Below are 24,117 nucleotides of genomic sequence, written 5' to 3'. Positions count from 1 at the left end.
AATCTGCCAATGCATCCCATCCACGTCTCTGTTTTCCTGTGCAATGCCTTTTCCAATATGGTGCTTGCCTGCCTGCTTGAACCGTTGCGGGTGGTGCGCGATCAAACCGGCGCAGATATCCGCTGGAATATCCTGACAGATGGCGACCGTACAGTAATCAGTTCCAGCGGTCTGAGCGTTTCGCCGGAAATGCCGATGGTAGACGCGCCCGAACCCGATCTGGTGATTATCATTGGTGGCGACGCCTTTCGCGACACCAAAGGCATGACCGCCGCCCGCAGTCTTGGACAATTGATGCGGGGCGCAACGGTGATTGCGGCCGATACCGGTGCCTGGGTGCTGGCGAGGGGCGGGTTTCTGAACGCTCGGAATGCCACGTTGCACTGGCAGCTTCTTGAGGAATTCGCCGAGAAGTTTCCCGAGGTCGAGGTCCTTCCCGATCGCCATGTACAGGACGGCCGTTTCTGGACGTGCGGCAGCGCGGCGGCGGCGTTTGATCTGATGTTGCAATTCATTCGGGATCAGTTCGGCGCCTCGGTCGCATTTGACGCTGGTGCAATGTTCCTACACGACAACGCCAGACGGCACGGTGCCTCGTATCCCGATCAGGCATTATCGCAAGCATTGTCCCCAAAGCTCAAACGCGTCATCGTGCTCATGTCCGAAGCGCTCGAAACAACACAGTCTGTCCTTGCCCTGGCGGAACAGGCGCACATATCCGAACGGTCCTTGCGTCGTCTATTCTGGGCAGAATTGCAGACGACTCCTGGGCGATACTACTTGCTGCTTCGTCTGGCCCGCGCCCGCGAGTTGCTTCGATATAGCGATCTCTCACTCGATCAAATCGCTTTGCGCTGCGGTTTTGCGAGTTCGACCACCCTGACACGGAGCCTGCGCAAGAATTTTGTATCCGATCCGCTTCAGGATCGTCGGGAAAATCTGTGACCTATTCCACCCGCGCATTGGCAATATGCACCAAAGTGTAAGCGAGGCATTTTTCGAACTTCGCTGAGCACGGCCGTCACCAATTGGCACTTGCAAAACCGGTCGTTGGCAGGACCTCCCCTAATTGCCGCTTCGTCCGCGACACGGACATAGGCGTCGAGCAACGGAAGGTCCAGTTCCCGCAGGTAAGCGGCCGTTGCTTTGGGAAAGCGGGCGCTGCCGTGGCGCTTGCTGGCTGTGAGAGGCTGCTACAAGCGGGTTAGCGGTCATGTGATAGAAAGACTCAGATGACCGCGTCGAGCCCGAAGCGGGCGGCGTTGTATTGCTTTTCCGTCCATTACGCGAGAATGACTTAGCGATTCGGCATGCTTAGGTTAGACTGTCCGGCGCATGTCGGAACCCACTCAAGAAAGAGCACGATCACGCAGCGGCGCGGCTTTCGCCGAGGAAGAACGCCAAGGCATGATGCTCGCCGCAAAGGTCCGAACTGTTTCTCTTGCACTTGTTCTCCTGTGGCAGGCCATAGACAGCCCGGAGACTGGACTATCTTATTTTTTTGTTCTTCTCGAAATCTTCACTTTTGTTTTGCTCGGCGGTTTGCAGTACATCGCGGCTTACTCGCGTCTTGGCGGTCGCAGCATTCAGTACGTGTTCGTTACGCTGGATTGCATATTGTTGGCGGTGGTTTTCAGCCTCAGTGTGCCATTTTCCGGCGCTTCGTTGCCGCCGGCTATTTCGATGGATACCGCGCGTTTTTTATATTTTTTGATGTTTCTAATGCAGGCATCGTTCAGCTTCCGACCTTTCTTGGTTGTCTGGTGCGGTATCAGTATAATGATTGCTCGCATCGGCATGTGGGTATGGTTTTTGAGCCTGCCAGGTACATACAGTAATCTGGATTTGCCGGAACAGACAGTTGAAGCCTGGCTTGCCGGAGGCACTGACCTCAACTTTCTGTTTCTAGGATATGCCGCCACAGAATTGCTGGTTGTCGTGATATTGTCTGCGGGGCTTGCCGTTGTTGTTGCGCGATCTCGGCGGCTCGTTAACAATCTCCTATCGACTGAGAGAAAGCGGGCCAGTCTAGCAAGATACTTTTCGCCAAATGTCGTAGACCAGTTAAGCAAATCAGATGTTGGTCTTTCAGCCGCTAAGCACCAAAAAGTTGCGGTACTTTTTGCGGACATCATAGGCTTCACAAAACTTTGCGAAAATGCGACTGCCGATGAGGTGATCGAGCTTCTGAGAGGCTATCACGACCGTCTGGGTAAAGCGGTCTTCGAAAACTCGGGCACCTTGGATAAGTACATTGGCGACGGGCTCATGGCGACCTTCGGAACTCCCAGCCCGGGCCCCCACGATCCCGAAAACGCCTTAAACAGCGCTTATGAAATGATCGCAGCATTGGGCGAGTGGAACACTGAAAGGGTGTTGTCCGGAGACGACCCGATCCGAGTTGGGATCGGATTGCACTGGGGTATCGTGGTCGCAGGAGACATCGGGAATGAACGGCGCTTGGAATACAGCGTTGTTGGCGACACTGTGAACATCGCAAGCAGGATCGAGCACCTGACCAGACAACTAAATACTCAGCTGGTTGTGAGCGACGATCTGGTGAGTGCAATCAAGCAGAATGATCCTAATGCTAATCTTGATCGCTTGATTGATGCAGGTCTTCAAAAAATCCGCGGAAGAACGTCTGAAGTGAAAGTCTGGATATATTCCCAGTAGCCACAGAGATCGCAGTTGATCATTTTGTCCGCAATTCGGACATAGCCCTTTTTCTCCAGTGTCTGTTCTCTGGGCAAAGCGGCCATTCAAAGCCGTAACTTCAAAGTTCTTCTCGTGAACGTCTGCTTAGCGCACCTTTCCAGTCACCTGAGAAAATTAGTCGGACGACCGAGGCGAACCCACACGTTCAGAATGCTGACCGTCGCGAATGGCGGCTTTCCTAGCTCGGTATTTGCTAAGAGTTGCCCTTGTCCGCTATCAAAAGCTGGACTGAATTTGAGAGATACCTCGAGAAGCAGATAATGGCAAAAACACTCGACTCAATTCTTGGAGCAATTGGCAACACGCCCCTCGTACGTCTTGACCGGCTAGTGAAACACTATGGTTGCGAGGGTACGATCCTTGCGAAATTGGATCACCTGAACCCTGGGTTTTCAAAGAAAGATCGAGCTGCTCTTGGTGTTATCGAAGCAGCAGAGCGTGACGGCACCTTGAAACCCGGACAAACCGTAGTTGAATTGACGAGTGGCAATATGGGTACTGGTCTTGCAATCATTTGCGGTATTAAGGGCTATCCCTTTGTAGCGGTCATGTCGAAAGGTAATTCGCCGGAGCGGGCAAGAATGATGTCTGCCCTTGGTGCGGAAGTCGTGTTGGTTGATCAATTGCCGGAAAGCCGTCCAGGGGAAGTCTCGGGCGCTGACCTCGCAAAGGTGGATCGCGTTGCGACTGAGTTGACCGAAGAACGCGGCGCGTTTCGCGCCGACCAGTTTCGTCGTGTGGGCAATCCGGGGTCTCACGAACAGATGACTGGACCGGAGCTATGGGAACAATCCGGTGGTAAGATCGACGCGTTCTGTGATTTTGTGGGCTCAGGCGGAACGCTTGCGGGCACGTCTAAATTTCTTCGGTCACAAAACCCGGACATCAAATGCTATCCGATTGAACCAGAAGGTGCAGCCGTGATTGCTGGACAGGATGCAGTTAAACCTGAGCACCCAATTCAGGGTGGGGGCTACATCATGGACGATCTCGATTTTCTTCGGGGACTGACCTGGGACGGGTTCTTGCAGGTTGATGGAGACAAAGCACGTCAGACGTCGCGCGATCTTGCTCGGCTTGAAGGCATTTTCGCTGGTTTCTCCGCCGGAGCCAATGTGGCCGGGGCCATCGAACTGCTGAAAGGCCCCCACGAAGGCCAAACTATCGCAGTCGTCATCTGTGACTCAGGTTTGAAATATCTCTCGACTGATCTGTTTGAATAAAAGCGATCATTCGGGAAGCTTTGTTGAAGGTCGGCTCTGTCCGCGAGGCAGACATAGCGCGGAAATCTCTGAAAGTCCGCACCGAGCCCAAGGCCGCCTCTCGATTTCCAGTAACCGATGACATCATTGATCTGCGTCAAAGGCTAATACACGACTTCCTTTAATTTCGTTGTAATCCACGATTGACCAAAGAGGCCAGACAGATGCGATATCTCACGCTTTTCACCCTTCTCATAGGTTCGGTCTTGCTCGGTCTGTCGGCGGCAAACGCGCAAGGCTCAGAGCAGCCCAATGTCGTTGTCATGATGGTCGATAATCTTGGCTGGGGCGAGTTGGGCGTATATGGCGGTGGAGAGTTACGCGGGACGGCAACCCCACGTCTTGATACTCTCGCGGCTGAGGGGATGCGCCTGCTGAACTTCAACGTCGAGCCACAGTGCACGCCCAGCCGCTCGGCCTTCATGACCGGACGCCGTCCAATTCGGTCGGCAACGACAAGGGTCGTGTGGGGGGTACCCTATGGCATGGTCAACTGGGAAGTGACCATGGCTGAGTTGTTCTCGGATGCGGGATATATGACCGGAATGTTCGGCAAGTGGCATCTGGGTGACTTGCCCGGGCGGTTTCCAACCGACCAGGGGTTCGATGAATGGTACGGCGTTGCGAACACTACAGACGAATCCGAATACTCTTCGCAGTTTCAGTTCGATGCCTCTGTAAGTGGCCAGCCGATGATCCAAGAGGCGAAGCGCGGTGAGACACCTCAGGATGTCAAAGAATACAACATCGCGTCGCGCCGCGAAATTGATAGCGAACTGACCACTCGCGCCATCGACTTCATGGAACGCGCAGCGGCAGCTGACAAACCTTTCTTCGCCTTTGTACCCTTTACACAGCCGCACTTACCGACGCTGCCACACCCCGACTTCGATGGGATTACGGGCAACGGGCACTATGCAGACGTGGTTGCTGAAATCGACTTTCGTTCAGGACAAATCCTCGACTCGATCAGTGAATTGGGGATGGAGGAAAACACAATCGTTATCTGGCTGAGCGACAACGGACCCGAGTTTTTCCACCCATGGCACGGCACAGCAGGTCCCTGGCGGGGTAACTACTTCACGGCTTGGGAGGGTTCGCTAAGGGTTCCATTTCTTATCAAATGGCCGGGTCGAATTGGTGCTGGAACCACAAGCAACGAGATCGTCCATCTGGTCGATATGCTCCCGACATTGGGTCGTGTAGCTGGGTATGAGGTGCCAGACGACCGTATCATCGATGGTGTTGACCAACTCGACTTCTTCCTCGGACAACAGGCCAACTCAAACCGGGAAGGGTTCATCATCTACAACAATGACGATGTCTACGGATACAAGTGGCGAAATTGGAAGTTACACCTGATCGAGCTTGAAAACATGAACAGCGAGCCTCGCCAACTCAACGTGCCGCGCGTCTTCAATCTGATAACCGACCCAAAAGAGCAATATGAAATACAAGACGAGTCGACTTGGGTTTTGCCTGTGATCTTCGCCAAGATCGTGGAGTTTGAGAGCACTTTGATTGAAGAGCCACCGGTCCCGTTTGGCGTGCCAGAACCGTACGAACCACCAGCCAACTGAATGGTTGCTTAGTCCGCACCTCCGACGTAAGTCCTGTTCAAATCAATGACTGGCTCCCGTCGCTTTGTGGACATCCGACGGTGGCGCTCAGGTGACCGCGTCGACCCGGCGCGCCTCTGGGGTTGAAATCGGAAATCTGCTAAGTCCCCAAGTGCAACGCAACGAGGGAGCACATCATGGAAATTCACCGCGCCGGGGACCGGCCTTCTCAATTTCCCGGCAATGAGTATTTCACCGGTACGGTCCGCTTTGATCCCGTTGTGACAGGGAATGATCCCTCGCCGGTCAAGATCCTTACGGTGACTTTTGAGCCCGGCGCACGGACAGCTTGGCACACGCACCCTGCCGGTCAAACGCTGCATGTTTTGTCGGGCTTGGGCTTGGCTGGGTCAGAGGGGCAGCCAGTGCAGGTGTTGCGCCCTGGCGATACGGTGTGGTTCGCGCCAGGAGAGCGGCATTGGCACGGCGCGTCACCAGACTGCGCGATGACCCATCTGGCTGTGCAGACGTCTGTCGAGGGCAAGACTGCGGATTGGATGGAGCATGTCTCAGACGAGGATTACATAGCAGCGCGCGCAGAATGAAGCGCGCGAGCCCAAAAAATCCATCTGTTCATACGAAATTCCCTTTTCTCTAAAATAGGCTGGCAGCTGTTCCGTCAAATCTGTCGGGTGTCAGCTTCGAGCGCATCGAAGACGCTCACGAAAGATCATCGGATGACCGCACTTAACCCAAAGCAGCGGCTCACTCCTTTGCAGTTCTTTTGGTGGGCCCACAATTCGCATAGAAAACTCTTTTGGCTTGCTTTGCCGGTGTTCCCGTTCGATAGGGCGGTATGTTCAAGAACCGAGCTATTGTCTTCATTCTAATTACACTGCTGATCGACGCCATCGGCATCGGTATAGTGTTCCCGATTATGCCTGATTTGATGAACCGGGTTGGCGCGGTTGATACAGGGCACGGTGCGCTCTGGGGTGGTTTGCTGATGGCTGCCTACGCAGGGGCGTTGTTCCTGTGTGGCCCCATTGTCGGCAGCATTTCAGATGCAGTTGGCCGCAGGCCAATACTGATCACGGCACTTGTCATGCTGGCACTGGATTATGTGATCATGGCTATGGCGGACAGTTTTTGGCTTCTTCTTCTCGGGCGGACCTTCGCAGGCCTTGCAGGGGCGACCTATATCACTGCGACGGCTTATATTGCCGACATATCTTCTCCTCAGGAAAAGGCGGCGAATTTTGGCCTTATCGGCGCGGCATTCGGGATCGGCTTTGTACTGGGACCAGCTGTGGGTGGCATCGCGGCAGAAATCAGCATCGCGGCACCGTTTTGGATTGCGGCGGTTCTATCGGCAAGCAACGCCTTGTTCGGTTATTTCGTGCTACCAGAAAGCCTGACGCCGGACAAACGCCGCGCTTTTGGAAAACGCGACCTCAACCCATTCAAGTCGATTTTTGATGCTTTCCGCTTACCAGGCCTAGCTGTGCCCCTGCTTTGCATTTTTATCTTTGAGTTTGCCAATATGGTCTACCCAACGCTTTGGGCGTTCTGGACGCGCGAAGTATTCGACTGGCCGACACTCTATATCGGACTGTCGCTTGCGGCCTACGGCGTGCTGCTAGCTTTGGTCCAAGGGGGGTTAATGCCCATTTTTATCAGGTGGATCGGAGATTTCCGCACGCTGATGTTAGGCATGATTTCGGCGCTGATCGGGATGATCGGCTTTGGCTTCACCAGTTCGATTGTGGCCCTGATCATCTTCCTTGTTCTTGCGGCGTTGTCTGACCTTGTACCAGCGTTGATGACAGCGATGGCATCGAACCAAGTAAATGAAGATCGGCAGGGCGTCGTGCAGGGCGTTATTGCGTCGCTGTCATCCGTTGCTGCAGTTTTATCTCCCTTGGTGATGACCGGATTGTTTCAGAAATCCGTTGATGCGACAGGTTTTTACTTCCCGGGTGCACCGTTCCTTTTCGCGGCCGCACTGGTTTTGCTGATGATGCCGCTGGTGATCCGATTGCGGGGGCATGCATCCGTTTGAAGGTCAATCATTTCAGAACAAGTTTGCTTCGGCGAGACATGGCGGGTTTGTCCCGCAACACGGTGATTGCTCTAGTTTCCACTACCGTCAGCTTGGTGCGAGAAGCAGTGAGCCACAGTCGGATCTTCAAAGTTTTGTCCTGAACGTCGGCTTTACGGTTCTGACCAGTCACCTGACAAAATCACTTCGATGACTGAACCGAGCCCTTTCGAGTCGCTGGCGCGACGCGCAGCATCTGCAACGGACGGCGGGCACCGGGCTTTCGCTGCGGGCACAACACAACAAAACAGCTGCCCACGAAGCCAACGCTTCCTTACGTCCGGGATCGGGCAACTAACCGCGTCACCGCAAGGTTAACCTGAGCGCTTTTCAGACAATTCTTGCCTTTCGGAACATCTGAAATGGAGACCGTTAGTTTTCCGTAAGATGGAATTTTCTTGCAGTCGTCTCGGTTGCAAACGTAGCCTGATTTTATTGTGAACAATAATATCAATGCAGAAAGGCTTTTTATGCCAGCTATCAGAAATTTTTTCATCGCATTTTCGGCAATCGGCCTGTCGGGCTGTCTTGAGACAAACGAGCCGGTATCTGTGGCTGCACCTGCCGCAGATCAAGTTGCCGGACCGGAAGAGCAAACAGCGCGCGATGCATGCATCCGTGATGTCGCAGCAACCACTGGCAACAATGATGTCTCAGTAATCAGTAGTTCATTTTCCGAAGCCGGAACGCAGGTATCACTACGTGTCGGAACGACCGGAACATGGAGTTGCATCGGCTATTCCAACGGCACAACTGCCGGGATTATGTCTACGACAAACGAGGGTTCTCTATAAAATTTCAAATATCGACTGTGCGGCCTGACTGCGCAGTTAAAAAATTGCTTTTTGCGTCAGGAGTAAGTCATGGATTTCGCCGAAGTCATCGCCGTATTGACTGCCCTGTCGGGCGAACCAGTTGAACCTGTCGATTATTTTGCGGCCGTTGGGTCGGGCGGTCATGACCCGTCGGCACCGGTGGCGCTCGCACCCTGTCCGCAGCCCATTGGCATCGACGAGATCGAGGGGCAAACTATCCTTTGCGGCACCGTCAGCGTGCCGGAAGATCACGATAACCCCGGCGAAAAGCGAATTGATCTTCTCTTCACGGTGTTAAAGTCGCATTCAGAAGTTCCGGAGCCGGACCCCTTTCTTTACCTTCATGGCGGCCCCGGATCGGGCAACATGAACGGGTTGAAAGGGCTGGCGCAGGTCTTCGATGGATGGCGACAAGCCCGTGACGTGATCACCTTCGACCAGCGGGCCGCAGGGCTGTCCACTGGCGAAGCCGCCTGCTCGAGCGTGATGAACGAGAATATTTCCGAGATCGTCACCATCAGCGCAGGCGGTGAAACGATCGCTGCTTGCATTGAAGAACTGAAGAATGCAGAAATCACTCTGCAGCACTACAACACGCGCCAGAATGCGCGCGACGTGCCACTGGTGATGTCGACGCTGGGCTATGAAACCTACAACATTCTCGGTATTTCGTATGGCTCCAAGCTGACGCTGGAAGTCATGCGAACTGCTCCCGATGGTGTCAGATCTGTCATTCTGGACGGTGTCGCGCCCCCTTTGCTACCACTCTATGATACGCTTGCTGTGCCAATGAACGATAGTATTGTAAGGCTGGTCGAGGATTGTGCGAGCGACAGCCTGTGCAACACATCCTATCCAAACCTCGGGCAAGTCCTGACGGATACGCTGGACGCCGCCGTTGACGGGCGTTTGATGCACGGACCCAGCGGTCTGACGTTTGGGCCTGAGGTCGTACTGGACATGTTTGCGCAGCGTGCGGATGGTAGCCACATCGGTGCGCCTTCAATCACACCCTACATGCCAGCGATGATTTACGAGTTTGCTCGTCTGGTGGATGATCCGAACATCGCAACGCCCACACTCGATTTGGTGATCGATGCGAAATACGTTTTGAAAAGCGACCCGGTTGCGGACCTGCGCCGAACGGCACGTGTCACAGACCCGGAAAGCAAGACACTGCTGGAGTTGGCGATCTCCGAAGCTGAACGCATCCGCGACACGAACCATGAGCTGGAGATCACTATCAAAGCGTTGCGGGATGCGCTGACGCGCGAGCGCGAGTACACGCCGCTTGCTGGGCTGCTCGACCGGGAGCTATCGCGCGCAAGCGGCGGGATCTTGGGGGACAGCACGCTGCTATCAGCCTTTGCTGTGGACTTTGCTGTGCTGATTGGCGGGGACCAGACGCGCGACGCGCTGGTCAACTTCATTGATGGTCACTACGAGGGTGGCACAGCGGACCGCCTGATCGCGCTTGCAGGTGCCATGAGTGATGCGGAAATCGCAAGTTTCTTTGAGGCAGCAGGTCGGTCCGTCGATACAACAACCTTCAAGTTCGTGACCACAACGGATTTGTGGATATATGCCTGCCAGGAAGACATTCCGTTCAACTCCATAAAAGGCTACCAGCAGACGACCGCCGCGCTCGACTACCCACAACTGAGCGCCACGTGGGACAGCGGCGCCGGCCTGTTGTTTCTCGCGGCCTGTCCCTTGTTCGACCAATTTCAACGCGCGAATTGGCACGAGCTGGTGGAAAGCGACATTCCTACCTTGAGCCTCGGCAGCACATGGGACACGCAAACCTCGCAACACTGGGCCATAGAGGCTACGCGCGGTCTGAGCGACGCGCAGGCCTTCATCATCCCCGAGGCGGGGCATGGCGCAATCATCTATTCGCAATGCGCGCGCGACATTGCCGAGAGTTTTGTCGCAGACCCATCCCGCAAGTTTGCGTCGGGAACATGCACGACCGGCGTAACCCCGCGTTTCTATGTTGCGCCGTGGGTCACGGCAACGGCGACTAATGCGCCGCAAGATGCGATCGTACCTGCCACGGCGGACGACAGCGAGCCGACCGCCGAGACGGAAGAAGCAGGCCTCTCACCCTCCTTTGACTGCACCGCCGCGCAGTCCAGTGCGGAAAAGCTAATTTGCGCTGACGTCGACCTCGCAGTGCTGGACCTTCGGCTCGATGCACGTTTCGCGGCGGCTTTGGCCCGCGCGGAAGGTCTCGACGCCGGAGCAGACGAGGCGGCGGCGACCCTGCGCGCCTACCAGCGCGGCTGGATCTTGGGCCGAGATGAGTGCTGGAAGGCCGACAACCTGCGTGGCTGCGTCGAGGACGCCTACCTGCGCCGCGAAGGCGAGCTGGTCGCCGAGTGGCTGTTGGAAGAGCCCACCTCGGTTGCCAGCTACGCCTGCGATGGCAATCCTGCAAACGAGGTGACCGCCTATTTCTTCAACACCGAACGCCCGAGCATTCGGCTGGAGTACGGCGACAGCATCGACACGGGGAGCCTCGTGCCGACCGCCTCCGGTACCCGCTACGAAGCCTCCTTCGGGCGCTACTTCTGGACGAAAGGGGAAGAGGCAACCTTCGTTTGGACCGAAGGGTCTGAAATGACCTGCATTGCTTCCGGGTGAACCTGAGGAAAACACAATGAAACTCACCCGCTTCATCACAACACTTTTTGCGGTTTTTCTCGCAACAGCGGTTAAAGCGCAATCGCGAACAGTCGGCTTGCAATTCACCCGCGGCAGCAGCGGCGCGGACATTCTCGGTCGTTTCGTCGGCAGCGAAGAGGTGCACTACCGGCTTGGCGCAAGCGCGGGAAAGCAGATGCGAGTGGACCTTGCGACGTCGAATTCCTCCTTCTACTTCGACATCTTCGCGCCCGACGATGTGCCGGACCAAAGCACCGCCATGTTTATCGGGTCCGTTAGCGGCACTAGTTATCTCGGCATTTTGTCGGAGAATGGTACCTACACCATCCAGGTGTTCCTCAATCGAAATGCCGCGCGGCGCAATGAAACCGCTGAGTACCGCTTGTCGGTCATTATCGGAGGGGCAGTTGCCCCTGCGCAAGACATTGCAGTCAGTCTCAACGGCGGGCTCGACTGGTGGGTGGTCACGGGTGTGTCCAATCGTCTTAACGTGCGCTCCGGACCTTCAACGGCGAACAGCGTCGTAACCACAGTGCCGGAGTGCTTTGTCATAAGCAAAATGAGCTGCACGCAGACCAGCGCCCCCCGGTGCCGTGGTGAGGATTCTCAGGGCCGTTTTGTTGGCTGGGTCGCTGGACGGTTTATGGCGGAATTGGCGGGTCCGGCTGCTGCTTCGGCTCAGCCTGCAACTGACTTTGCAGAAGGGTTGAGCGGCGGACCTGATTGGTGGTCTGTGACCGGCGTGTCGCGCGGAGATACGCTTAATGTACGCAGCGGTCCTTCGACATCGAACCCCGAGGTTGCACGCGTGCCGAACGGTTATCCCCTGCGCAACATGGGCTGCGTCCAACGCTCGCCGCGCTGGTGCCAAGTCGAAGCCGCGGATGGTCGCTTCGCCGGCTGCCAGATCTTCTACAGTCCAAGCGGGCGCGTCACTGCTGCTGGCAGTGCCTGATCAAGGGACCAGCGTGGGCTCTCCGAAGATGCGGTGACGCGGTACCGTCGTGAACAGGGGCTTTCAACGGCGTCCTACGGAGCAATTGCGACGCCCCTGAACGGGATGCAGCTCTACTTCCTCGGAGCAACTGCAGGGCATTTCCAGACTTCCGTGACCGGCGTCGAAACCGACAGTCCTCTGAATCTTGGTAATCTTTATGTCGTCACCGGCCGTGTCAAAAATCAACCCGCGCGCGCCTTTCGCTGCCAGTTCGATGCACAAGGCCACTTCACCGGCGTATTTCAATGACAGTAAGGCGATTTGCATTGTTAGCATGGCTGGCGGCCGTTCTTGGGGCGGCAAGCCTCACGGCGGAGCGGAAGCTCGTCAGTGGCGTATCGGACGACGGGGTGCTACGAGAGAGCTTTCTCCTACCATTGGGCGTGTTTTTGATAGGAATTGCCCTGCTTGCGTTCATCGCTTCGATTGTTCTTCTGATGTGCGAACGTCGCAAGTGACGCTCGGCTGAGGTTTGTATTTTGCTTTGTGTAATGCTCTTGTGGCGGCTTCGTCCACGAAGCAGACATATTGGGGAACTCTCTGAAAGTCTGAATCGAGCCCAAACCTGACCTTCAACTTACTTAAGAATTTTAGTTCAATGGTCGGTTTAAACGTGCGCATTCTCTGGCCAGGGAGTTACGCTTGTTGATCAGAGGCGCTAAGATTGCAGTTGAGGAAACAGGCAGGTTAACGTTATGCGAAGTGCAATCTTCTTGCCCTTAGCGGCATTTTTCTTAGGCACCATTGTCTTATCTAAATCCGCAACGGCAGCTTCTCTCGGAAAATACGAGGTTTTTGGCGTTGAAGACGGAGACATGCTGAAATTGCGTGCAGGACCGGGAATAGGGTTCAACGTGATAGTGGGCCTTCCAAATGGAACCGCTTTAAGAGTTCACAGTTGCGAGCAGACCGGCGGTACCCGTTGGTGCCGCGTGTCCTTGCAACGTGCGCGCGGTCTAAAGGGATTTGTCTCTTGGGCATATTTGCGAAAGCTATAAGTATAGCTTTGTTGCGGTACCATCTTAGATGCCCAGATTTTTTCAGAAGAACCAAAATTGAGTTGGTTAAGATGTCGTCTTAGCTTCGGCTAATATTGCACTATAGTAGCCATTCAACCGAATGGCAGCGAAAGTCCGCTCCGAGCCCAAAGTGACCGATGCTGCGTTCGGCACAAATGTCAGTACAGCGCAGAAAGCTGACTTTGCAAATTTTCAAGAAAGGCACCAAAGAAATAGCTTTCACCAATCGACGAACATGTCGCATTATGGCCAGGCAAACGCTTGGTGGTGCCGATAACACAGCTTATGAAGTTGTCCCGAGAATTTTCTTCTTCGAAATCAGTGAGCTTCTAAATGAACCGTCGCCCTCGTGGGTCGCATTGAAGGGTTCGTTCGGCCGATTGTCACCAAGTGTCTTCAGAACCTTCCTGGATACAGACTCATCATGTTCTGAACGTCCAGTTCACTCGAAAACGCGTCCGGATTGCTCCAGATCACGTCATTAATATAGTCGCGTTCCGCGTGAAAATCGTTGTCTGCAGGCCGCAGGTTCCGGGTTTCGGGGAAGGCTTTCTTGGTCCAACCGAACAGTCCACCAAATACGGTCCAGATGCTGGGTGACATTGAATGGGAAGCCATCTCGTGGTCCTTTCCGAGTTACTTGCGCTGTCGCAACAACAGTAACTGTTCACCCGTTTTTCTGGTACCTGCCACAAAATTGTGCTGTTCTACAAAAATGAAGAACGGGTTCCGAAACTGGTCGGATATTCGTGTGTTCCTTTCTGTCTTCAGAGAAGGATCGACGCTTGCGGCCTCTAGAAAGCTAAAGGTCTCCCAACCAACGGTTGCCCGACGCATTGATGTTCTCGAAAGCGAAACAGGCTTGACGCTGTTTGAGCGCGGTACGCACGGGTTCAAACCGACCCCAGAAGCCCTTCGCCTCGTTCCCCTCGCCGAAGCAATCGAGGCTTCAGTCCTTGAATTTGCCGAATGCGCGAAGAAATTGACGTCGATACAACCCATCCGTATCACCGCTTATTCGGCAAACTTCTCTGCACGCATGATTGAAATCGTAAACGAGTTTTCCGCCGACAATCAGGATGTCGCCTTCGAGTTTTTATCCAGCGTTCGGGCACTGGACCTGATGGCTGGGGAGGCCGACATTGCTTTGCGCCTCGCAAGAACCGATCCTGATCCTGACCTGATCTGCCGGAAGATCAGCACGGCCCGCTGGTCTTTGTTCGGCAGCAGAAACTACGCGGACAAGTTTGGCTTACCGGGGTCAACGCATGATCTGGCCGGGCATCAGTTTGTTACCTTTCAGCGGGACGATGTACCGAATGTATTCCACGAATGGTTGACCAATCACGTGGAGCCGGACCAGATCGTCATGTCTTTCACTGAACTGGAGCTTATGCACGCCGCCATCAGATCAGGCCAAGGTCTTGGGATCAGCAATGTGAAGCTGGTTGAAACAGACATGTCCTTTATCCGGTGCTTCGATGAAATCCCCGAACTCGCGGTGCCGCACCTAATGCTCATTTCGCCGGAAGCCTATCGTCGGCCAGAGGTTAGAGCATTCGTTAAGTTCTTCGCACCTCGCTACGCGGCAATCTACAAGTAATGGTTAAGGCAAAAGGACTGAGGGCATGCGGGCAAGCTCTCTTGCGCGTAACAGCGGTGGAAAACTCTTCGGAATCTTGGACGAAATGCTCAATGTAGTCTTCGACTCGCCGACGGCAAAAGAGTTGGCCGTAGCTTCGGAAGAGACTAGGCAAGTGTTAGTCACATTTGGAAGAAGATGGACGCTGCATTTGAGGCATAGGCGATTGTTCAATCAACAAGCTTGGAACTTTCATTTCGTGGGCCTGATGCCTGCCGGCGCTAATCACGCAAGCTTGTCTCAGCCAGATCCGAGATTACCGATCCAGTAAAGAAACCGAGCCGAGCGCCCGTCAATCTCATTTTCAGGCCATGCAAATGAAGCGGTAAGTCAATATACGACGCTCATCCAGCGCCAGAAGTTGGTTCTGAACCATATTACTGGCGACGTTCCCAAACAGAATCTGTGTTGTAACCGGCATGGAGTTATCAGACTTGGGCTTCGAAACTCTCGCCTTAAGCCACTCATGGCTTTCAGTCGTAGAATCCTCTTCGTCCAATATCGTAAAACCAGCGTCTTGCAAAAAACTGGCCATTTCTTTCGGGGTCGCGAGATAACTGATCGAAGCGTTCATAGCCCAAGGTGTCGGATAAACGACGTCACCTCCTTCGCCCTGTAGAATGTCATAAATTCCAAATCGTGTTCCCGGCTTCAAGACGCGACGGGCCTCTTTGTACACCGAAAGCTTGTCCGGGATGTTCATCGCAACATGGACAGTTACCGCACCATCAAAACTGCTGTCCAAAAATGGGAGCTTTGTGGCATCCCCCTGAATAAACGTGGTTTGTTCACTAAGACCGACCCAATCTGAAATGATTTCGGCTGCGTCGCAAAGCTCTTGCGTCAGATCTATGCCTGTAACCTTAGCGCTGGATTCTTCCGCAATTGTTCTGGTGACCCCACCCAGTCCACTACCAATATCAAGTACATTCGCGCCTGTTGCTAACTCCAGTTTCTCCAATAACTGTAAAGTCGCCTGTCTGCCTCGGAAATGGAATTCATCGATTGCTTCGAAGTCTGCGGCGCGCAGTTTCTTCGGGTCAATGCCCGCGGCCTTCAGGCTATCAGCTATCTGGTCGATCAGTCTGCGGCTGCGACCATAGTGGTTGGAAACTTGCTCTCTCATTCTCAGCCCTTTTTACCAATCATGTTGAGTGCTACTGAATGTCCATCAGATCAAAATTCGCGGAGGGTCGGCAGGCACTCAAGTGCTCAAGGTAGAGCTTCGAACCAGTCTAGCACCGCGTCCCGCCAGCCCTCCGGAACGCCGTGTCCGCTTTTGGTGACTTTCAGCCGAATCGAGCCGGCCTCACAGTCCATCCAATCCTTCTGCATCGAACCATCGTCGCCAAAGCTGTTTTCCGCGCTACCCAAGCAGGCGTTCTCTCGGCGCCAGACGTCCAAGCCCTTCATGACGTTACCCTGGTGAAAATCGACACCCTCCCATGTCAGTTGTCGGCCTTCGAACGGCACCATTCTGTCTTTGAAACCGTGTATGTGAAACAGGTGAACTGGCGCATCGCACTCAGTGGTCATGGGCTCCCAAAATGCCCCAGCCGCCGCAGCAAAACCGCTCGCCAACTCTGGCGCATGGTACGCGAGGTCCCAGACCATTGAGCCACCGCGGGAGAAACCTGCGATCAGTATTCTCGACGGGTCTATACCGAAGCGCTCCACAGCGTCGGTGCGCACCGCGCTGAGGAAAGCGACATCATCGCGCGCCCAATCATAGCCGTCGGCCACGCCCCAATCGAGGTCTTTGGCAATAATCCCCGGCTGCCCGCTTGGCATAATCACAGCGTAGCCGCGCCGGATGAAAGGGTCGACATAGGCGGCATTCTGGATCATCGCCTTGCCAGACAGTCCATAACCGTGCAACCAAATTACGGCAGGCGGGTCATCCGGAGCCTCTGGCAGGGCCACGTAGTATTCACCGCCTTCCAGTGTGCAAGGTGCATCTGGCGAGCCACACTCTCCATCAGAGGCGAGGGCAGTGTCTGGTCTTGTAGCAATGAGAGCAACGGCCAAACCGAGCGCCAGAATGCGATTTCGTGTTTCGTGTCGCATCAAACGTTTACCTCTGTCGTTAGACTATACAAATCATAACACAGCGTTACGCATATCCGAAGGTACCGGCCCAAGTGTCTTGGAACACCCCTGCCGCATATTTCGTTGGCAACGAGTGACCAATCTTAGTCAGAAGCGGTCGCAAACGGCTGTTACTATATCAGGTTACTCGGGGCGGCGGGCAATCACTGAATTGAACTAGATGAAACCAAAGAAGCTGCCGTTTTTGATCCGCGACTTTGCTTCACTTTTCAACGCCTCTGACCCTTCTTTGCTGATCAGCCCGTCGTTTAGCATGAAGTCTGCGCCACGGGTGACCAGCGTCAGAAAATACGCAGCCTCTACTTCGGCGAGGTAGGGATGAGCATCCCGACGTGCAATCTCGAAACCGGCGCCATGCAGACGCTGCGGCAGTGTTCGGCACAACCATTTATAGTCTTGTCAGAAGAATGTTTCTTGAGTGGGGCAGGGGTGTTGCTTAGCTTTTGCTCATGACCAGACCCGCCTCTTTCAAATACTTTAAAACCAGTTCTTAGATCATCCGCCTTGCGGTGATGCTGTGTGTTCGGTTTCCGCTCTCGCTTCGGAATGTCGAAGATCTGCTGCACGAGCGAGGCATCGAAGCGAGCCGAGAACTATCCGCTATTGGTGGAACAGGTTTGGCCCGGCGTTTGCTGCTGAGATCAGACGGAATCGTGTTCAGCAGCTGCGCGCGTTCTCCAAATGGAAGTGGCATGTGGACGAGGTTTTCGTGAAGGTGAATGGCAAGCCGCATTATCTTTGGCGGGCCGTTGATCATGAAGGCGAGGTATTGGAAACCGTTGTCACCAAACGTCGAAACAAGCAGGCGGCATTGAAATTCCTCAAGAAATTGATGGAGCCGCACGGCAAAGCGGAAGCCGTCGTCACGGATCGCTTCGCCTCTTACAGAGCCGCTCTCAGAGAGCTTGGTGCTATCGAAAAACAACAGACGGGCAGGTGGCTCAACAACCGCGTCGAGAACTCACACCTCCCTTTCCGACGACGAGAACGTGCAATGCAACGTTTCAGGCGCATGCGAAGTTTACAGAAATTCGCTTCCGTCCACTCCTCCGTCTACAACCACTTCAACCAGGAAAGATCGCTCGCCAGCAGAGACACCTTCAAGCTAATACGCACCGCCGCTCTCGCAGAGTGGCGCGAACTCGGTGCGGCATAAAGGGCAGCGCTACTGGCCTAGCTGAGACTGGTTCGAATTTGTCTGACAGCACCGGCTATGAAAGAAGGGCGCAATTGAAAAGAAATGCACCGGCAAGGATCACCCGTGGCGACAAGGTCGCTGGTCGGCCGATGGTAGACATCATGTTTTTGGTTGCTCCTCAGAACGATCTTATTTCTGTTGCCATACCTTCAGGTGAATCCGGTTGATGGGAGTGGGGAATCAAAGCATCCATTCCACGGGAAGCCAGCTGATAAACCAGACGATCCAGCGTTGGACGACGCCAGTTTCAGGCTCTTCGGTCAATATTATTTCGCGTCCATCAACTGCCGTCTCGGTCCAGACCAGATCTCCACCTTCAGATCGCTGCACGCGATAGAATTGACTTGCTTCATCAAGCACAGCAGCCAAGCCTTGTGCCATCCGTGCGCTCGGTATCAGAACTCCCATCTCGGTATTCAACTGCGCCGATCGCGGATCAAAGTTGAATGAACCCACAAATATTTTCTCGCCATCGACAGCAAAGGTCTTGGCATGCAGGCTGGATGCCGAGCCGACGATCATACTCGAAAGGTTTCGCTCCTTCGGACGCTCGGCCTGTTGCCGCAGTTCCAGAACCTCGACGCCGGCTTCCACCAGAGCAAGGCGGTATTTCATATAGGCGCTGTGCACCGGCGGGACGTCGGTCGCGGAAAGAGCGTTTGTGACAGTCCGTGTCTTGATTCCATCTGTCGAAAACTCGGTCAGAATATCCGTGCCAAGTTCGCCCGGAATGAAATACGCCGACACAAGGTCGAACGACTTCTGTGGCTGTGCAATCTCGATGACCCGGGCAAGCAGCAGATCGTCCTGATCTGCCTTGCCGAGACCTTTGGCCGGATCGTCGCTGAAGAATTCCACTTTGCCCCACTCCAATTCGAGCGTGCCGCTTTCAATCTTCTGTACCAGAGGCGTATTCTTGATCACCTCGATATATTCCGAAGCGAAGGCACTCGCCCAAGCCTCCTCCGTGTTATTGGTAAGGCTGGCGAAACCGTCAGGAGCATTTTCGAGTATCAATTCAGCGGGATAGGCGGAAGCGCTCGCCCAGTAGCGATCAAAGTCTTCCGAGACATCTTCGACAACCGGCCCGATCGCCAGAACATCGGCGTCGAAATAGTGCACACCGCTGCCATAATCGAAATAGATGTTTCCGATGTTGCGACCGCCCAGAACCGTAGCGGCTCCGTCCACCGTCATCGACTTGTTGTGCATCCGGCGGTTCAGGCGCGGAAAGTCGAAGAGGTAAGACAGCAGTTTCGGGCTCCGAAGTGTGAAGGGGTTGAAGAGCCGTATTTCGACATTTGGCAAGGCGTTGAGCGCGGAAAGCTCCTCATCCAGGCCCGGAATTCCGTTGTCATCCAAGAGCAAGCGCACACGAACACCACGTTCGGCGGCCTTGCGTACCTCGTCGAGCAGTATCCAGCCCGTGGTGTCTGTCTGCCAGATGTAATATTGCAAATCGATACTCTGCTCTGCTGCGCGGGCAAGCAGAACGCGGGCCGCATAGGCCTCGCGACCGTCGGCCAAAGACGATGTCCCGCTTTTTCCGGGATGCGACGCCATGGCTGATAATGTAGCCGCTCCGAGCTTGGTCTCGGCTGTGGCAGGAATGCGCGCGCTGTCGATGCGGTCCACTTGATCGGGCAGTGGAAACAACAATCGCAGAGCAAATATCGTAATCGCGATGAGTATCCCGAATGCTAGGATAAATCTGAGAAAACGCATATCGTCGGCTCCTGGCGTTGTCGGAGTTTCCTGGTCCGTTTGGATGTTAGTGCGGGCCTCTGCCCTGGTCCACCGGGAGAAAGGAGCAACGCTTTTTTTGATGGAGGCCCGGCTGCCAAGGCTTTCAGAGGATGGGGCTGAACAGCGCCATCGTGTTATTTAAGAGGCGTCTCGGCAGGGACCAGCCCAACACGTCCTCGAGGTGAACTTCTTCGCTGGCGCTGATGTAAGATTGCTGTCGCTCCAATACTTCGTTGCTCATCGCTTAGTCGGAAAACAAGATATTGTTCTCGTAATTGAGATCAAAGCTTCACCGGTCCATGTTGGCCGAACCGATCAACGTGAGCTGTCCGTCAATGACCAGCGATTTTGCGTGCAGCAAACCGATTGGGTATTCCATTATGCGCACACCAGCTTCGAGCAGAGAGGCGTAATGGCTACGTCCGGCATGCGCGACCAGAAAATTGTCATTTCTGGCCGGCAACACAAGGGTGCATCGCACCCCCCTGTTCCCGGCCGTGCGCAGCGCTGTCAAAATCGCCTCGTTTGGCGCGAAATAGGGAGTGGTAATTGTCAGCTCTTTCATCGCGGCATAAATCAGACTGCAAAACACATCTGGCATGGCCGAGTGCCTTCCCGTCGGGCCGGTTGCTATGACCTGGGCTGGGAAACCCTCTTTGGGGTGAGGTATTCGTGCACCAAGGACCGGACCAATGTCCTCGTCGGAATAGGTCATCCAATCAGAAGCAAAGAGTAACTGGTTCTGCTCGACCACAGCCCCCTCGAACCGCATCATCAAGTCGACCCAAGGTGCGAATTTTGGTTTCGGTGAAAAACTGGCATCAGCACAATTTTGGCTGCCGCAATAAGTCACACGGTTGTCTACCACCACGATCTTGCGGTGATTTCGGAGGTCGAGCCGCCCGTCGAAAAAATGAAAGACCGGATTGTCCACTTTAAGCGCGCGCGCCAGGTGAACTCCGGCAACCTCCATCTCACGCCAGGCATCACTTTTGATCAGCGCGCGAGATCCTAGGTCATCGGCTATAGCGCGGCAGGTCACGCCACGCCGAGCCGCGCGTTTGAGTGCCTCGACGACGCGAAGTCCGGTGGTGTCAGTCAGCCAAATGTAAAAGAGCAAGTGCACATGATCTGTCGCTTCATCGATGTCGGCAATCATCGCGTTTGTCACCGCCTCTGAGTCTGAAAGGAGCTCTGCTGTGTTTCCACCTGTCACCGGTAGGAGCGTTACGGTTTGTGCAAATTGGAAAACCGCTCGAAACCGCTCGGGCAACTCCTCAAGGCCCGGTTGGGATACAGGACCGGCTTGTTCAACGATGTTTTGAAGTTTGCGCAGCGCGGCGGTTTTGCGAGCGAACCGCCGGCGACCAATGCTTGTCTCGCCCAGAAGAAAGTATGCTCCAATTCCAATCAATGGGAACGCGAAAACGAAAGCAACCCAAGCGATCCGCGAGGTTGTTTCCCGATTTGGCCGCGTCAAAACACGAACTGAGGTCACGACTTGTGCAAGAAACAGAGCGACGAAAGTTAATGTCATTAGCGTGCCGAAAAGACCAATATTGATTTCAGATGGATGCTAACCGAAAGTGCGTCTGTTTCACATGCAATACCGGTCGCTCCAGCGTTACAGTCGAACGACGGTTACGTCCGCGACTGAGACATAGACTCGTTTTTCGCCACCGCCCGTTGCTAATCGAAGCAGCCGTTCATGGTCGGAATTTCGAAAATTTTGCCGCAAACGTCAGCTACGCGCATCTAACCAGTCACCTGAGAAAAACGGTCGGATGACCGCACTGAACCCACTTCGACCCATGCCGCGGCCTGAACGAACGGATAGCCTGCTGACGTTGCGGACATCCTTCGGAATGACCCGGAGAACCGCATGTGGCGTTTAGCTGTCTTTAAGTCAGTTCTCTCGGGCAATGATCGTTGCCACATCGACTTGCCGCGAGGTAATCTGCTGCCATCACCTTTTTCTGCTTTTGGGAGGAAAGTCATGAGAATGCGTATCCTGACCCATTTGGTCATCATACCTGCCCGAGCGCTTACGCCGCTTGCTGCCTCAGTCGTACTTGCCAGTCTGATTTCCGGTGGTCCGGGGGCCGCGCAGGAATACACTACGGAGCAGGCGGACACGGAGGCCGTTCTCGCGCCGGACGCATTCTCGCCTTATGCGGGCCGGCATTTCCCGCAGCGGCCGCTTTGGGGCGACTCGCACCTGCACACCATGGTCTCGGTGGATGCCGGCACCATGACCCGCCTCTCGCAGGAAGATGCCTATCGCTTCGCGCGTGGAGAGGAAGTCACGACTACCCACGGATTGCGGGCAAAGTTGTCTCGCCCGCTGGACTGGCTGGTGGTCTCCGACCACGCCGAAATGTACGGGCTTATGCCGCAGCTTCTTGCCGGCGATGCCGAGGTCCTGTCGACCGATCAGGGCAAGGCCTGGTACGAGGCGCTGACCTCGGGGGATGCCCAGCAAGCCTTCGATACCGCGATGGAGATTGTCGCATCTCTGTCTGACGACGAGCCGCCGATCGACAACCCAAAGGCGATCCGGCACGCTTGGGAAGACTACACTGCGCTGGCGGACCGCTACAACGAGCCGGGCGTATTCTCGGCGATCATCGGCTATGAATACACAACCGAGGGCGCCAACAACCTACACCGCAACGTGCTGTTCCGCGACGGCGCGATCCGGGCGAACCAGACCCGTCCCTTCTCTCAATATGACAGCAAGAACCCCGAGGATCTCTGGAGATACCTGGCCGACTACGAGGCGCGGACCGGGGGCGAAGTGCTCGCGATCCCGCATAACGGCAACCTTTCAAACGGCCGGATGTTCTCGATGGCTGCCTACGACGGCTCGCCACTAACCGAAGAGATCGCGCGGGCTCGTGCCCGTTTCGAGCCGCTCTACGAGGCCACCCAGATCAAAGGCGACGGCGAGGCGCACCCGTTCCTCAGCCCCGACGACGAATTCGCCGATTTCGACAGCTGGGATGCCGCCAATCTCAACGGAACCGAGGTGAAGGAACCGGAAATGCTCGCCGGAGAATATGCCCGCGAAGCCCTGAAACGCGGCCTTGCGATCGAAAAGACTCTCGGCATCAATCCGTTCAAGTTCGGTATGGTCGGCTCGACAGATTCCCACACCGGCATGGCCACTGCACAGGAGGACAACTTCTTCGGCAAGCATTCGGGCGTAGAACCAGAGCCAAATCGCTGGGAACATGTCGTCATCGAGGCGCCGGACCCGGATCTGACGATCTATGGCTGGAAACAGGCCGCCGGCGGCCTAGCCGCGGTCTGGGCGCAGGAAAACACCCGCGCGGCGATCTTTGACGCGATGATGCGCAAGGAAACCTACGCCACGACTGGTTCGCGCATGATGGTTCGATTCTTTGGCGGATATGCTTTTACCGAGGAAGATGCCGCAAGCCGCACACCGGGCGACGAGGGATACGCTAAAGGCGTCCCAATGGGTGGCAACCTCTCAACCGCGCCCGAAGGCAAGGCGCCGAGCTTCCTCGTAGTCGCGCTGAAGGACTTCCTGTCCGGCAATCTCGACCGCATCCAGATCGTCAAGGGCTGGATCGACGCCGAGGGCGAAACGCAGGAGAAGGTCTACAATGTGGTCTGGTCCGGCGACCGTGTGCTGGACGAGAACGGCAAGCTGCCTGATGTCGGTAACACCGTCGATGTCGCAAACGCGACCTGGACCAACACAATCGGTGCCTCGGAACTCATCGGCGTCTGGGAAGATCCCGATTTCGACCCGACGCAATCGGCCTTCTATTACGCGCGGGTCATTGAGATACCGACGCCGCGCTGGACGGCCTATGAGGCGGTTCGCTTTGGAATCGAGATGCCCGAAGAGGTGCCGATGATTACCACCGAGCGCGCGTACACTTCTCCGATCTGGTACACGCCTGAGGACTGATATCTGACTTAATACCGAAATTCTGAGTGCCACTGGCGACAGTTTCCCCAAGATCGTGCTTCCTCGATCTTTGAGCTGTACCAGTCGCATCACGACGTCGGCAAAGCTTGCAATCCAGTCATTGCCCGAGAAAGCCGACAGACCGAAATGCGCATTTGCAGCAGTTGCCCGCCGAGGTGCTAGCGGCTGCAAAGTCTTCATCTCGGACATAGCCGCGGTTTTCGCCACCGTCCGCTCCTGCGCGAAGCAGCCACTCATGGTCGGAGTTTCGGAAATTTCACAGTAAACGTCGGCTTAGCTCATCTTTTCAGTCATCTGAGAAAATCGGTCAGATGACCGAA

Annotated in this window: 20 protein-coding genes and 1 pseudogene; 15 read left to right on the top strand and 6 right to left on the bottom strand. The window is 55.2% G+C overall.

The features are described 5' to 3' along the window. The first annotated feature begins 9 nt into the window (after positions 1 to 9). From LCM21_RS10565 to LCM21_RS10510, 12 genes are all read left to right on the top strand, one after another. Positions 10 to 945 (top strand): GlxA family transcriptional regulator, encoded by a 936-nt coding sequence (locus tag LCM21_RS10565; protein ID WP_224890586.1) that lies wholly within the window; start codon positions 10 to 12, stop codon positions 943 to 945. Between the two features lie 390 nt (positions 946 to 1,335). Then, a complete protein-coding gene (locus LCM21_RS10560) occupies positions 1,336 to 2,676 on the top strand; it encodes an adenylate/guanylate cyclase domain-containing protein (RefSeq protein WP_224890585.1) in 1,341 nt (446 codons plus the stop codon). 302 nt (positions 2,677 to 2,978) lie between these two features. Next, positions 2,979 to 3,941: a PLP-dependent cysteine synthase family protein gene (locus LCM21_RS10555; protein ID WP_224890584.1), complete on the top strand. Its 963-nt coding sequence runs from the start codon at positions 2,979 to 2,981 to the stop codon at positions 3,939 to 3,941. Positions 3,942 to 4,144: 203 nt separating this feature from the next. Then, complete coding sequence (locus LCM21_RS10550) at positions 4,145 to 5,560, top strand: arylsulfatase (protein ID WP_224890583.1); 1,416 nt, start codon at positions 4,145 to 4,147, stop codon at positions 5,558 to 5,560. Positions 5,561 to 5,736: 176 nt separating this feature from the next. Continuing rightward, complete coding sequence (locus LCM21_RS10545; RefSeq protein ID WP_224890582.1) at positions 5,737 to 6,144, top strand: (R)-mandelonitrile lyase; 408 nt, start codon at positions 5,737 to 5,739, stop codon at positions 6,142 to 6,144. Between the two features lie 251 nt (positions 6,145 to 6,395). Further along, positions 6,396 to 7,601, top strand: a complete 1,206-nt coding sequence (locus LCM21_RS10540) for an MFS transporter (protein WP_224890581.1) — start codon at positions 6,396 to 6,398, stop codon at positions 7,599 to 7,601. A gap of 476 nt (positions 7,602 to 8,077) precedes the next feature. After that, positions 8,078 to 8,434, top strand: coding sequence for a hypothetical protein (locus LCM21_RS10535; protein ID WP_224890580.1), 357 nt, complete (start codon positions 8,078 to 8,080; stop codon positions 8,432 to 8,434). Between the two features lie 69 nt (positions 8,435 to 8,503). Next, a complete protein-coding gene (locus LCM21_RS10530; protein WP_224890579.1) occupies positions 8,504 to 11,101 on the top strand; it encodes an alpha/beta fold hydrolase in 2,598 nt (865 codons plus the stop codon). Between the two features lie 16 nt (positions 11,102 to 11,117). Then, on the top strand, positions 11,118 to 12,077 hold the full coding sequence (locus tag LCM21_RS10525; RefSeq protein WP_224890578.1) for an SH3 domain-containing protein: 960 nt from the start codon (positions 11,118 to 11,120) through the stop codon (positions 12,075 to 12,077). 33 nt (positions 12,078 to 12,110) lie between these two features. After that, positions 12,111 to 12,368 (top strand): hypothetical protein, encoded by a 258-nt coding sequence (locus LCM21_RS10520; protein WP_224890577.1) that lies wholly within the window; start codon positions 12,111 to 12,113, stop codon positions 12,366 to 12,368. Next, the gene (locus tag LCM21_RS20855; RefSeq protein WP_224890576.1) at positions 12,365 to 12,577 is read left to right on the top strand and encodes a DUF3955 domain-containing protein; all 213 of its coding nucleotides are present in this window, start codon (positions 12,365 to 12,367) and stop codon (positions 12,575 to 12,577) included. Before LCM21_RS10520 ends, LCM21_RS20855 begins: the two co-directional genes overlap by 4 nt. A gap of 237 nt (positions 12,578 to 12,814) precedes the next feature. Beyond that, positions 12,815 to 13,117 (top strand): SH3 domain-containing protein, encoded by a 303-nt coding sequence (locus LCM21_RS10510; RefSeq protein WP_224890575.1) that lies wholly within the window; start codon positions 12,815 to 12,817, stop codon positions 13,115 to 13,117. 417 nt (positions 13,118 to 13,534) lie between these two features. Here the strand turns inward: LCM21_RS10510 and LCM21_RS10505 are convergent, their stop codons facing one another. Further along, positions 13,535 to 13,756, bottom strand: coding sequence for a hypothetical protein (locus LCM21_RS10505; RefSeq protein WP_224890574.1), 222 nt, complete (start codon positions 13,754 to 13,756; stop codon positions 13,535 to 13,537). A 97-nt stretch (positions 13,757 to 13,853) separates the two neighbouring features. Between LCM21_RS10505 and LCM21_RS10500 the strand changes: the two genes are divergently transcribed. Beyond that, positions 13,854 to 14,741: a LysR family transcriptional regulator gene (locus tag LCM21_RS10500; protein WP_224890573.1), complete on the top strand. Its 888-nt coding sequence runs from the start codon at positions 13,854 to 13,856 to the stop codon at positions 14,739 to 14,741. A 343-nt stretch (positions 14,742 to 15,084) separates the two neighbouring features. Here the strand turns inward: LCM21_RS10500 and LCM21_RS10495 are convergent, their stop codons facing one another. The 3 genes from LCM21_RS10495 to LCM21_RS10485 form a co-directional block, all read right to left on the bottom strand. Beyond that, entirely contained in the window at positions 15,085 to 15,906 is an 822-nt protein-coding gene (locus LCM21_RS10495; RefSeq protein WP_224890572.1) for a class I SAM-dependent methyltransferase, read from the bottom strand. A gap of 86 nt (positions 15,907 to 15,992) precedes the next feature. After that, positions 15,993 to 16,847 carry a CE1 family esterase gene (locus LCM21_RS10490; protein ID WP_224890571.1) on the bottom strand — a complete coding sequence of 285 codons (855 nt, stop codon included), beginning with the start codon at positions 16,845 to 16,847 and terminating at the stop codon, positions 15,993 to 15,995. Between the two features lie 198 nt (positions 16,848 to 17,045). Then, positions 17,046 to 17,273: a hypothetical protein gene (locus tag LCM21_RS10485; protein WP_224890570.1), complete on the bottom strand. Its 228-nt coding sequence runs from the start codon at positions 17,271 to 17,273 to the stop codon at positions 17,046 to 17,048. 128 nt (positions 17,274 to 17,401) lie between these two features. On the opposite strand from LCM21_RS10485, the pseudogene LCM21_RS10480 reads away from it, so the two are divergent. Then, a pseudogene (locus LCM21_RS10480) lies at positions 17,402 to 18,045 on the top strand (IS6 family transposase). A 222-nt stretch (positions 18,046 to 18,267) separates the two neighbouring features. Here the strand turns inward: LCM21_RS10480 and LCM21_RS10475 are convergent. Together LCM21_RS10475 and cls are read right to left on the bottom strand one after the other, a co-directional pair. Further along, a complete protein-coding gene (locus tag LCM21_RS10475; RefSeq protein ID WP_224890569.1) occupies positions 18,268 to 19,812 on the bottom strand; it encodes a phospholipase D family protein in 1,545 nt (514 codons plus the stop codon). 310 nt (positions 19,813 to 20,122) lie between these two features. Then, positions 20,123 to 21,370, bottom strand: a complete 1,248-nt coding sequence (cls, locus tag LCM21_RS10470) for a cardiolipin synthase (protein WP_224890568.1) — start codon at positions 21,368 to 21,370, stop codon at positions 20,123 to 20,125. A gap of 459 nt (positions 21,371 to 21,829) precedes the next feature. On the opposite strand from cls, the gene LCM21_RS10465 reads away from it, so the two are divergent. Beyond that, positions 21,830 to 23,776 (top strand): DUF3604 domain-containing protein, encoded by a 1,947-nt coding sequence (locus tag LCM21_RS10465; protein WP_224890567.1) that lies wholly within the window; start codon positions 21,830 to 21,832, stop codon positions 23,774 to 23,776. Positions 23,777 to 24,117 lie beyond the last annotated feature (341 nt).

Source organism: Ruegeria profundi, assembly GCF_020171505.1.
GTDB classification, from domain to species: domain Bacteria; phylum Pseudomonadota; class Alphaproteobacteria; order Rhodobacterales; family Rhodobacteraceae; genus Ruegeria; species Ruegeria profundi.
The sequence above is the reverse complement of the archived record's forward strand: the minus strand, read 5'-3'. Positions and strand labels throughout refer to the sequence as shown.